At 65.2% G+C, this 11,116-nt stretch carries 13 protein-coding genes and 1 tRNA gene; 2 read left to right on the plus strand and 12 right to left on the minus strand.

What is annotated here, in order from left to right; genetic code table 11:
* Nucleotides 1–4: 4 nt before the first annotated feature.
* The 9 genes from ACWIGI_RS05630 to ACWIGI_RS05670 all read right to left on the minus strand — a co-directional run bounded on the left by ACWIGI_RS05630 (nt 5) and on the right by ACWIGI_RS05670 (nt 6,926).
* Nucleotides 5–2,008 carry a hypothetical protein gene (locus ACWIGI_RS05630; RefSeq protein ID WP_454201171.1) on the minus strand — a complete coding sequence of 668 codons (2,004 nt, stop codon included), beginning with the start codon at nt 2,006–2,008 and terminating at the stop codon, nt 5–7.
* Nucleotides 2,005–3,075 (minus strand): hypothetical protein, encoded by a 1,071-nt coding sequence (locus tag ACWIGI_RS05635; RefSeq protein ID WP_454201172.1) that lies wholly within the window; start codon nt 3,073–3,075, stop codon nt 2,005–2,007. The genes ACWIGI_RS05630 and ACWIGI_RS05635 overlap by 4 nt, the downstream gene beginning before the upstream one ends.
* Entirely contained in the window at nt 3,072–4,007 is a 936-nt protein-coding gene (locus ACWIGI_RS05640) for a helix-turn-helix domain-containing protein (RefSeq protein ID WP_454201173.1), read from the minus strand. Before ACWIGI_RS05640 ends, ACWIGI_RS05635 begins: the two co-directional genes overlap by 4 nt.
* A complete protein-coding gene (locus ACWIGI_RS05645; protein ID WP_454201174.1) occupies nt 4,004–4,396 on the minus strand; it encodes a hypothetical protein in 393 nt (130 codons plus the stop codon). The genes ACWIGI_RS05640 and ACWIGI_RS05645 overlap by 4 nt, the downstream gene beginning before the upstream one ends.
* Nucleotides 4,393–5,235 (minus strand): hypothetical protein, encoded by an 843-nt coding sequence (locus ACWIGI_RS05650; RefSeq protein WP_454201175.1) that lies wholly within the window; start codon nt 5,233–5,235, stop codon nt 4,393–4,395. Before ACWIGI_RS05650 ends, ACWIGI_RS05645 begins: the two co-directional genes overlap by 4 nt.
* A 3-nt stretch (nt 5,236–5,238) precedes the next feature.
* A complete protein-coding gene (locus ACWIGI_RS05655) occupies nt 5,239–5,934 on the minus strand; it encodes a hypothetical protein (protein WP_454201176.1) in 696 nt (231 codons plus the stop codon).
* Nucleotides 5,931–6,272 carry a hypothetical protein gene (locus tag ACWIGI_RS05660; RefSeq protein WP_454201177.1) on the minus strand — a complete coding sequence of 114 codons (342 nt, stop codon included), beginning with the start codon at nt 6,270–6,272 and terminating at the stop codon, nt 5,931–5,933. Before ACWIGI_RS05660 ends, ACWIGI_RS05655 begins: the two co-directional genes overlap by 4 nt.
* Complete coding sequence (locus ACWIGI_RS05665; RefSeq protein WP_454201178.1) at nt 6,269–6,541, minus strand: hypothetical protein; 273 nt, start codon at nt 6,539–6,541, stop codon at nt 6,269–6,271. Before ACWIGI_RS05665 ends, ACWIGI_RS05660 begins: the two co-directional genes overlap by 4 nt.
* Before the next feature lie 157 nt (nt 6,542–6,698).
* A complete protein-coding gene (locus tag ACWIGI_RS05670; protein ID WP_454201179.1) occupies nt 6,699–6,926 on the minus strand; it encodes a helix-turn-helix domain-containing protein in 228 nt (75 codons plus the stop codon).
* A 128-nt stretch (nt 6,927–7,054) separates the two neighbouring features.
* Between ACWIGI_RS05670 and ACWIGI_RS05675 the strand changes: the two genes are divergently transcribed.
* Nucleotides 7,055–7,804, plus strand: a complete 750-nt coding sequence (locus ACWIGI_RS05675; protein ID WP_454201180.1) for a 2'-5' RNA ligase family protein — start codon at nt 7,055–7,057, stop codon at nt 7,802–7,804.
* On the opposite strand, the gene ACWIGI_RS05680 is transcribed toward ACWIGI_RS05675, so the two are convergent.
* Nucleotides 7,791–9,086 (minus strand): hypothetical protein, encoded by a 1,296-nt coding sequence (locus ACWIGI_RS05680; protein WP_454201181.1) that lies wholly within the window; start codon nt 9,084–9,086, stop codon nt 7,791–7,793. The genes ACWIGI_RS05675 and ACWIGI_RS05680 overlap by 14 nt on opposite strands.
* A gap of 170 nt (nt 9,087–9,256) precedes the next feature.
* On the opposite strand from ACWIGI_RS05680, the gene ACWIGI_RS05685 reads away from it, so the two are divergent.
* Entirely contained in the window at nt 9,257–10,354 is a 1,098-nt protein-coding gene (locus ACWIGI_RS05685) for a tyrosine-type recombinase/integrase (RefSeq protein ID WP_454201182.1), read from the plus strand.
* 83 nt (nt 10,355–10,437) lie between these two features.
* Here the strand turns inward: ACWIGI_RS05685 and ACWIGI_RS05690 are convergent.
* Both ACWIGI_RS05690 and ACWIGI_RS05695 read right to left on the minus strand, forming a co-directional pair.
* Nucleotides 10,438–10,512 (minus strand) — tRNA-Val (locus ACWIGI_RS05690).
* Between the two features lie 61 nt (nt 10,513–10,573).
* Nucleotides 10,574–11,038, minus strand: coding sequence for a peroxiredoxin (locus tag ACWIGI_RS05695; RefSeq protein WP_454201183.1), 465 nt, complete (start codon nt 11,036–11,038; stop codon nt 10,574–10,576).
* Nucleotides 11,039–11,116 lie beyond the last annotated feature (78 nt).

The raw sequence follows: 11,116 nt of genomic DNA on the forward strand, positions 1-11,116 counted from the left end.
GGGGTCAGGCGGGGGCGGGGGCGGAATCGTCGCCGCGTGCCGGGGTGGGCTTGGTGGGGGCGGTGCCCGGAAGCGGGGTGTGCGCGGAGGCGTCGCGCAGGATCACGCGGCCGAAGCGGGCGTGTCCGCGTTTGAAGAACACGAATTCGCCGGTATCGAACTGGCGGACTCGGTCGGGATCCACGAGCCATTTCTCACCGACCGAGACCTGGCCCTCGTCGCCGTGGCGCTGGCCTTTGATCAGGTGCCGTGACGGCAGCATCACGGGAATGGATCCGGCGTGTTTGCACAGCTCTCCGGCGTTTTCCATGTAGCCCAGCAGCACCCCGCCGGCGCACGTCTTGAGCAGGCGGCCCAGTGTCCACGCGTCGGGGGCGACGCTCTCAGGGGACTGGCCGCAAAAGACCATGGCGATCTTCTGCGAGCGGCCACGCTCGGCGATGTCCTCGATCCCGATGGACCCCTTGCGGGTGGTCAGGGCCGAGAGTTCGTCGATGAACAGGATCACGCTGCGCCGCTGGTCTTTCGCGGTGCGCCCGGCGCGCTGGAGCAGCAGGCGCAGGGTGGCCGAGACCTGAGCGCGCGCGGCGTCCTTGTCCAGGGCGGGCACGGTCATGAACAGCAGGTCCAGATCGCCGATGTCGCGGCCGCCGTCGAACACCATGTTCCCGTTGGTGTCCTTGAGGTGTTCGAACAGGTTGGTGCACTTGATCAGCGCGTCGTCGATCTGCGGGACCTTCTCCGCTTGCATCGCGTCGACCTGGCGCACCACATCGGGCGCGTTGTTCCAGATGTCCTTGAGCTTGTCCGCGTCCAGCCGCTCCAGGAATTCACGGTGGTTGCGCGGCGGCCCGATCGGAGCGTCCACGACCAGGTGCGCGATGCGGGTCTGCATCTCCTCGAAGTGCTGTCCCTCGGCGGTGCTGGCTTCCGCGGTGGAGGTCAGCAGCGCCGCGAGCATCGCCCGCAGGTCCCGCGCCGGGGTGTTCTCCCAGATGTCGAGGGTGTCCATGTCCGGGACCACCAGCGCGATCCGGTCCTTGTCGATGCCCTGCGCGAGCATCGATTCACGCAGGCTCACCCCGAGGTCACGGTCATCTTGGCCGCCTTTGCAGCTGATCACGACCAGTAGCGGGCGGGGGTGTTTGCCCGCCATGCCCGGCACGCCGGACCATTTCTGCCAAGCCCGCCATTCGTAGTCGAACAGGGCGGTGGAATAGGTGGTGATCAGCCCGGTCTTGCCGCTGCCGGTGGTGCCGAACAGGGCTTGCTGCTTCTTGCTGTCCGCGTGCGGGATCGCCAACCACGGTTCGTGACGGCGAGTCAGAGACCGCCACATGCCCAGGGATTTGTGGGTGACGGTGTCCACGTGGGTGCCCAGCACGATGTCGTGCCCGCGGTGCAGCGGCGCACCGAGTTTCGCCGCCCGTGCCGCGCTCTGGTGGCGGCGTGCGGTCAGGGCATCCTGGACCCGTTTGGTGCGGCGCAGGGACTTCAATCCGACGGTGTCGGTTTTGATCAGGAAGTGCGCCCACCACAGCGACGCGGCCAGCATGGTCGCGGGCAGTCCCAGCACGAACATCATCGACAACCCGCCCAGCTCGCCGGCGGCCAGGTGCTCGGCGCCGTCCCACAGCAGGCTCCACGGCGTGGACCAGGACCCGCCCGCCAATGCCGAGGTCAGCGGCAGCGCCCACGCGGCGGCGGCGAAGTTCCGCAGCCGGTGCGGCTCCAACGGTCGGGTCGCGGCCACCGCCACGATGAGCACGAGCATCGCGGCCAGCACCGCGCCGCACACCAGCGCTGTCTCGGCAGCATGACCAGCGCCTGCGAGATCGATTCCGTCCCACTGTGTTACCGGGTCGGTGACCTCCTCGACTACGGGCGGCAGTCCAGGCGGGGGTTCAGCGGTGATCGGCGGGAACAGCGCTCCGTCGGCCGGCGGGGCGACGGCACCGGGGTCGCCGCAGTCGGCGGGGGTGATCAGGGGCTGGCAGTTGTTGCTCATGATGCTTCCTGGGAGATGTCGAAGAGGTTGCGGCGCTGGGCTTTCGCGGTGCGGGCCTCACGGCGTCGGGTGATGAACGCGGTCCAGTCCTTGTCCAGGTCGCGCACGTGCAGCTCCAGCGGGAGCGCTTGCAGCTCAGCGGGAAGCCGATTCAGCGCATCACCGACGTTCTTGCGCACTGCGGGGGTGCGGCACAGGTACAGCAGCCCGACCATCGAGTACGGGCCCGCGTCCCGGGCAGCGCGGATCGCGCCTTGCAGGGCGGTGTCCATGTAGGGGGCGTCCTTGACGCTCAGCTCCACTTCCAGCGCCCACCAGCCGTGTGTGCCCTGCACGACCCCGAGGAAATGCCCGTCGTGGATGTGGGGACGGCCCCGCATCGGCTCCAAGCCGCTGCTGAACTCCAGTACCGCTGTGCCCCGGCGGTTCTGGGCCTCGGCTCTGGCCGCGATCGTGGCCTGGTGGCGCAAGGTGCGTTCGGAGACGAACAGGCTCGGATCGGATCCGACGAGCATGATCCGGGCCTGAGCCACAGCGCGGTAGTGGTTGGCGTGCGTGAGCGGCGGTTTCCAGTCCGCCGGGCGCCAGTTCAGGTAGCGAGCCGCGACGTCCCTGCGCGGGTACACCCACGCCCGCCCGCGCTGCACCTTCTCCAACGGCATGACCAGCCCTTTGGCGATCAGCTCGCGCACGATCGCGTACGCGCTGGATTCGAGGATGTTGAGGAACTCCGCGAGCATGTCGACCTGCATGCCGTGCATGTGCGCTGTCCCGGCCAACACCTGGGATTGACGCCCGGTCACCGTGTCGCGCCGGCGGGCGGGAAGCACCCGGCCCAGCGAACCGACCGGCACCCCAAGCTCGGCGGCGATCTCACGGATCCGGAAACCCTGGCCGCGCAGGGCTTCCGCTTCACCCAGCACCGCCTCGACCTGACGCAGGGTGATCCCGAGTAGTTCCCGGATCTCGGTATAGCTCGCTCCGGTCGAACGCAGTCCGGCGATGATCTGGATGCGGTGGCGGCGCTCCAGGGCGGCGCAACGGTCGATCTTCTGGTTGTGGTTCATCGTGTTCGCTCCAATCCCTGTCGACGTGGACGTGCGCGGCGCGCAGCGATGTCGGCGCGGGCCCGTTCGGCGACGGCGTTCATGGCCTGGAACTCGTTGTCCGAGTACAGGTCCGGCGTCGGTTCAGCGGCGCGGTGCGCACTGGCGAGAGCGCGGTCGCGTGCGACCAGTCGCACGTTCATCCCGAGCTGCTCGGCGATCTGTGTGCTTGTGAACCCGCGGGCGGTGAGGTCCGCGACCTGCTCGTGCCGCTCCGAACGGCTCGATGCCGAGGTCCAGCGGGACCGAGTCGGGCGCCCGTGCGGGTCGTCCAGGGCGTTCTCGTCCCACTCCATCGGCAGGGGCCACCGGTGCCGCTGCCCCAACGCGCGCGCCTGCGCCGACGGGCCAGGGACCAGCTGTAACCGGTCGAACAGGTCTTTGACCGCCCGCTCGCGCTCGGCGCCGATCTGCTGGGCGGGCCGCCCGTGATCGATGCGGTGACCCATCAACGCCCGGATGGTGCGATGGTTCAGCGAGGACGCACTCAACTCCCGCGCCAGCTGGGTCGCTGGATAGCCCGAGGCCACCAACGCTTGAAAACGGCGGCGCGCCCCCAGAATCGGGACCAGCGCGTTGTCTGCGGTGACGTCGGCGGCACGTTCGGGCACCGGAACCGCCAGCACCGCGTCGTGCAAGCGGCTCGACACTCGCGCGTCCGGGCCGGCGGACATGATCCGGGTTAACGCGGGCTGGCTGATCCCAGCGAGCTTGGCCAGCTGGTTCGCGTTCACCCCGGCCGCGCGCATCGCCTCGACATGCCCGCGCACATCGGTCGCCGGTACACGCGGCTTCCACCGCCCGTAGGCGATCTGACGAGTCCGGTACGCCGCGTAATGCGTCGGGCACAGGCCACGGCCCGGTTCCTGATCGGGGGCGCATGCGCAACTCATCGCGATCTCCGCCGATCAGGCTGCGCGCGCCGGCGGCGGGCCGCCAGATCCGCGCTCGCGGTGTCGATCAGGTTCAGTAGTTCGCTGTCGCCACCGAGGATCTTCGCGCGCCGGGCACGAGACTCGGCGACGGACTCGCTACCCCATCGGCCTTCGAGACAGGCATCGGCGACGGCGAAAAACTCTGCGAGAGCAGATCTCTGGCGTCCGTACCCGTACTCGAACTTGGCATCCGCCGCCGCGCAGTCCCCGCGGTCATCCTGTCTCGCCGTGTCGAAGGCTGCGCTACAGATATCGGAGAGAACATCGCTGACCGTGTGCAGGCGTTCGCGTTCCACCCACAAGGCCCGCTGCTCCGCCGGTTCCCGATCACGGTCCCGGGCGCTCATTTGGGCTCCGGGAAGTTCTCGGCGGTGAACCCGCCCTTCGGGCGCTGTAACTTCGTCACGCCGCGTCCGCGCCGCCACAGATTCCATGCCGCGACGATCAACCCGATCTGGTCGCGGTCGCTGGTGCGCACGCGGCTCGATCGCAGCGAGTCCAAACGCTCCCGCAGCGCGAGGATCGGGGAATCGAACGCGAGGCCCGCGCCCGAATCCCACAGCCGCACGAACTCGTTCGCCAAGGTGGGATCGATCTCGGTCAGCCGGATCGCGACCGCGCACGCCACGGCCGGGCGAGCCTTGAGCCGCGTGGCGACGCCCGTGAACCGGTCCGCGATTGTCACCAATTCCGGGTAGGCAGTGGCGAATTCGACCACTCGGGTGGTCGAGACACTTCCCATGCCGTCGCCGAACAAGTTGCCTTCGAGCCACACCATGTACACGCGCAAGGCCGCGGCGACCAGGGTCATGTTGTGGCTGGTGACACCGGTGATGGTGAGCTGATCACTGGGAGTGCGTTTGGCTCCCTGGTCCATCGTGACCTGGGTGTCCGGGGACAACCCGCGCAGGATCAACAGCGGGAAACTCATGCCCGCGGTGCGGGCGATCGCCATCAGGCGGTGCTGTCCGTCCAGGAGTTGGCCGTCGATTCCGAACTTGATCGCTTCGCCGTTGAAACGCCAACGGCCAGAGACCATGTCGTCGTAGTACTGCTGCACCCGTGACTGGCGGATCGGGCGGTTGTTCGGGTTGCGTTCGAGCCAGCTGCGCGCCAGTGCACTGTCGACATGCTCGATCTGCCCGCTCATCGGGGTGTCGGGGTGCTCGGGGTCTACCAGGTGCATCGCTCATCCCTCCTCAGGACGGTCGGCGGGAACGGGGAGGCGGTCGATGACCGCTTGTAGGGCCTCCTGCGCGCGTAGCAGGTCGCTGCGGAACTGGTGCGAGAGCTGGGCGGCGTGCCGGTCGAACCGGTCATCGGCGGCGATGCGGACGAGGGCGTCGGTCTTCTTGAGTAGATCGGCGCGGGCGGTGTCGAACGAGTCGGTGAGCGGGCGACGCCGACGTGGAGCGGCTGCCTCAGCGTTCCGGTCCGGCTGTCTCTCGTCCGCGCCTGGCACGGTGATCGGCTCGCGTTCAACGGGTTTGGCCTGGTACTGCTTGCCGTCCAAACCGACCACCGAGTCAGGTGATCCATTTGGATCACCTGACAGGTCAGCGATTCCGCGCTGGACCGTGCCGTACCCGAGACCTGTCGCGGCGGCGATAGCGCGGGCGGACATCCCGCTGTCCCGCAACGACTCCACGACCTGCGAGCGCTCTTCTCGCGGGATCCGCAACCGGGCCCCGTCGAACTCGACCGAGCAATACGCGTCCCAGCTGTCGTACCCGAGCACCGTCCACACTCGGCACACGTACGCCTTCGTGACCAGCGCCCAGACCTGCTCGACACCGCGACGGATCTCCTCGGTCAGCTCCCTCGCCTCATCAGCCGTTGGCGACGGAAACTGCTGATGCACTTCGAGAGTGGAGTCAGCACTCATCGCGATCGCCTCCGATCCGCTGCAACCGGCACGCCGGCCGCAGTGCTCTCCAGGGGCACGGACCAGACCCTCGAAGCCGGTAGAGACGCCGAGCCGCGGGCGATCGATTCCGGAGCGGGGTGTTGGGCCCGGGGGTGGTCGAAGCGATCCAGTACCGCCGCCGGCGTGAGGCGCTCATGTGGGGCGGTGAGCGAATGCAGCTGCTCACGGTCGAGGGCGTCATCCAAGGCCGAGGACAGCTGCGCGAGCTTGGCGTCCCGCTCTGCGAGAGTGCGACGCAGGCGCTCGTTTTCCGCTTCCAGTACGGCCTTGGGTCCGAGGATGGCGGTCCAGTTCATCGCGCCACCCCCGTCGAGGTCGGTACGGCTGCGGTGACGTGAACGCAGTCGATCCGCGAAACCTCGTCCGCACGGCACACATTCGGCGACGGAGCCTGCCGAGGACTGCCCTGCCCGAGCATCAGGCCGGCCACCACACCGAACCCGAACACCACCGCGACCGCGGCGAACACCAATCGGAACCGCAACGACGCCGTATACACGTCCGGATCGACCGGAGGGTTCTGGGCTGTGCCGTGGCTGTAGCGCGAGGAGCCGATGTAGTTCATCGCCGCCACCCCCGCCGCGACGCGGATCGCACGAACCAGCGCAAACCAAGCATCGCCACCAGCACGCCAACGATGACGCTCACCATGAGCTGAGGTGCAACCACGAAAATGATGCCGAACACCACGGCGATAAAGAGAAGACTCTGAGGCGAGCGCATCATGCCGTGCCGCCCGGAAAGTTCGCAGGTACCGGCTTCGCCACCGTCATCAACTCACTGCGCTCGACACGCAGAAGCCTGGGGCCCATGCGGTACGCCGCCAGATGACCGCGGTCGATCCACCGTCGGATCGTCTTGGTATCGACCTGTGCGAGCGCGGCGGCGTCGCGCAAGCTCATCAGCTGCCCGGACGGACCGCGCGTTGCTTTGTCGGGTCTCGATGTCATGAATCTGCCTCCGTGGTTTGACATGGGCTGAAATGTCTTGCCACATCAGGAAACTCGGAGTTCAGAGCCGGAGGCAGTGCACTTGAGGGGGGCTAATTACTCTCGGGGGGCACACGTAGTCTGTGAGAGTGCAAACCAGTCAGGACTCCGAACAGCCGAAGAACGGGCCCGCCAAGGCCACGGCGTTCCCCAGGTCTGCCCCACGTTCGTTGTCGAGCGATGAGGCCATCAGCAAGAACGACTGGGAAGCGTTTCGTGGGATCGAGAACATGGAGAACCACTGGACGCGCAGCGTGTGGGCGACCGATCAGCAGACTTACTTTTGGTATTTGACCTTCGAGGATCCGGCTCTTGCGACGATGGCCGCGTCATGCCAGGACAGTCTCGATCCGGACGGCCTTGATTTCGTTCCGGTCGATGGATTGCACATGACATTACTGAAGATTGGGAACGACGACCTAGTCACCCACGATGAAATTTACGCTCTGGCGGACGTCGCCAAGGAGATGCTGAGCCATATCGAGCCGTTCGATCTGAGTGTCGGTCCATTAGCTGGGTCACGCGGCGCGATCCGGTTTTCAGCCTCTCCCTGGTCTCAACTTTTCGAGCTGCACCAAATTGCGAGGACAGCGACGCTGACGGCTCTTCCGAACCTCTCGCCGGCGGCTACAGCACTGTTCCGACCGCATGTCGGGATCGGATACAGCAATCGTAATCAACCGGCGAAGCCATTGATAGATCAGGTCTCTCAGCTTCGGACCATCGCACCGGTCAAGATCTGCGTCGACGCCGTAAGAATTGTGAAATTGCGTCGTGAATCAAGTGCGTACCGCTGGGACGACGTTGCGACGCTCGGACTTGGAGCTAACCGCGGGTAGGTGCTGAAAAATCGCGAACGCGGTCAGCCCACGCTTTAAGAGCCATCCGGTACTCGCGACCGTCGGCCGCGTCGAAGTTCTGCGTGGCTGTACCGAACTCATGAGCGCGCTGCCAGACGGATCGGATGGGCCGCTCCTCTGAAAAGGTCAGGGCTTGTGAGCCAAGGTACACCGCTTGCTCGACATCTGGATTGCGCGACTTCAACAGCGCAGAGGCGATATCCAACCTGACCAGAGACCTGCTCCACACCGAATCCGACTCGTCCACAAGGGTTTCTACCTGGTGACCGAATTCCAGGGTTCGCCCGTAGTCCCCGGCCGAGAGATACGCTGTCGCGGCGTTGGCCGCCAGGCGGGCATGGCTGTATGGCTCGAAAGTAAGCGCCGGCGACAACCCATCAGGAGTCGGCAGACGCTCGATCAGCACGTTGGCGTGGCTGATAGCCGAGTGAACACCGCCTACATCACCCATCTTTCCCCGAGCTCGCGCCAGCCCGTTCGACAGCAATCGAATGGCTTGGGGTCCGTCCGACGCGTGGCGCAGTCCTTCCTCGGCGAGGGTCGCGGCGGCGTCATAGTTGCCCATGTAGTACGCACAGAAACTCTCAGTGCCTCGCACCCAGGCCCTCAACTGGGGATCTTCCAAAAGGGTTGCGATATGAAATGCTTCCTTCGCGTACATTTTGGCGTGACTGAATCGCCCTCGGTTCACAGCCATGTAGCTGAGCACTCCAGACAGCTTCGTGGCCAACTGATAGAGGCGAGTGACCTGCTTCGGGTGCTGGCGTTGGCGAAGCAGGTCATCGACCCGACCGCGTAGTGCGATTACCTCCGGAGCAAGCCGTTTGGGGCCTTCCACCTCGTAGCGATCGATAATGTCGGCCAGTGCGAAGTCGAAGATATCGAGAACAGGGTCGTCGACATCGATCTGACCTAGCCACTGCAACCGCTGCGAGATGACCATAGGGCTCTCAAAGGCATCTGGAAGATCCCGGACCGACTCCGTCTCCTCCAGCGCGAGATCGGGGTATCCGATGTCCGCCGGCCTGAGACTTCGGTCGAGCTTCGCCCCCAAGACCGCCAGAATGACACGGCACGAGCGCTCGCTGGGCTGCGCGATCACACCGTCCATCCATTTCTTGACGAGGGTGTGCCGTGTAGACAGAACCGGCCCACCGTCGGATCGACTGTGGTCCTGCATCCGCTTGGCGAGTCCCGTGGCACTGACACCAGCTTCAAGCATGACCGCGATGAGCTTCATGTTCTCTTGCGGAACCGCCATCGACAACGCACCTCGATCCCCACCGTGGATAGCCCCCTAAGTCAGTATACGGGTTCAAATGTCCACTTAGACAATATTTTTCGATACTTTTGATTGACAGAGCCTTCATACTGTCGAATCGAGACATGACTCGGCCGAAGTGAAATCGATTGCTCCAGAAAGGGTTCGACGTGGGATGGGCAGAGAAGCTACCCAGTGGCAGATACCGCGCCGTCTACCGTGACAGCGCTGGCCGAAAGCGCAGCGCCGGCATCTTCACGTCGAAGGACGTCGCCAGACGCAAGGCGACGGCCAAAGAGGACAGCGAGCGCGAAAACCCGTCTCAACCGGCGCCTGACACAACATGGGCAGAGTGGTTGCCACGGTGGACACTTCAGCGAACCGTCGAAGAAGGCACCCAGAAGATCGATACCCTTCGCATCAACAAGCATCTCAAGCCGAAGTGGGGCTCTTGGCTGCTCGCCGACATCACCCAGCCCGACGTCCAGGCGTGGATCTTCGATCTCCGGTCCACACTGGCACCGACGAGCGTGGACAAGTGCTATCACCTCCTGAGCGGCTCCATGAAGGCCGCGCGCAAAGCCAAGCTGATCGCCGAGAGCCCCTGCGTAGATGTCGACCTGCCGAAGCCAGGCCCTACCCCCGAGCGATACCTCGAGGACGAGGAGGTTGCCGCCCTTCGTGAACCTCTTGAACCTTTCGATCAGTTGATCATTGATGTTCTGCTCGGCACCGGTATGCGGATGGGCGAAGCGCAAGGTCTTCACAAGGAGCACATCGACTTCAGACGCAACACGATCACAATCGAATGGGCCTGGGACAAGGCGGCCAGACGCATCAAACCGCCGAAGGACTACGAGCGACGCGTGATCCCCATCGGCGACACCTTGGCCGAGACCCTTGCCGCGGTCGTCAAGAAGGACGGACTCGGCGAACCCGCTCCGGTGCCCTACGTCAGTGGCCGAACAGTCCGCAGCGGTCTCCTCCTTGCTCATACGGGCGGCCGCCCGTTCGATCAAGACAACTTCAAGAAGCGCTTCGATGCCGCTGCCCGCGTGGCGTGGGTCGACGAAGAAGACGGCAAACGACGACTCGGCAAGGTCCGACCCCATGACCTCCGCCATACCTACGCCAGCCGCCTTGTGCGCGCGAAGGTACCCCTGGACCAGGTTCAGATTCTCCTGGGGCACTCGTCGGTCCGCACCACTCAGAGGTACGCGAAGTTGGGCGAAAGCCAGTGGACGGATGTCCGGCGCGTGCTCGGCTAGCGACAGCTGCCCCACGTTTGCCCCACGAACTACCCCCTGGGGCAAAGAAAACCGGCAGAGACCCGAAGGCACCTGCCGGTTCATGGTGGGCGCAGAGGGGATCGAACCCCCGACCGCTGGTGTGTAAAACCAGTGCTCTACCGCTGAGCTATACGCCCGGATTCCCCGGCGCGAGGCCGAGATCCGGATCAACCCCGGACAACAAACCGGGGCGACGGGTTATGAATCTAGCGCGGCGAGGGCTTTCTCCCAAGCCTGCTGGTCACGGGCCTCGCCGGGGCCGTTCATCTCCGCGAAACGGATGATCCCGTCCTTGTCGACCACGAACGTCCCGCGGTTCGGGTAGCCGGACTTCTCGTTGAAGACGCCGAAGGCGGTCGCCACCGCACCGTGGGGCCAGAAGTCGGACAGGAGGGGGAACGTGTAGCCCTGTTCGGCCGCCCAGATCTTGTGGGTGGGCGGGGGGCCTACGGAGATCGCGAGGATCTCGGCGTTGTCGTTCTGGAACTTGGGGAGCTCATCGCGGACCTTGCACAGCTCACCCTGGCAGATGCCGGTGAACGCGAGAGGATAGAACACCACCAGGACGTTCTTCTCGCCGCGGTAGTCCGACAGGGAGACTTCCTGGTTGTTCTGGTCCTTCAACGTGAAGTCCGGTGCGAGCGTGCCGACTTCGAGTGGCATGCGGGAACCTCCATCCTGTCGGGGCAGTCGTAGACGGCGCGCCACACGAGGTTGGGCGGCGGGAAAACGAAAAACAAT

The organism is Nocardia sp. NPDC055321 (genome assembly GCF_053645575.1).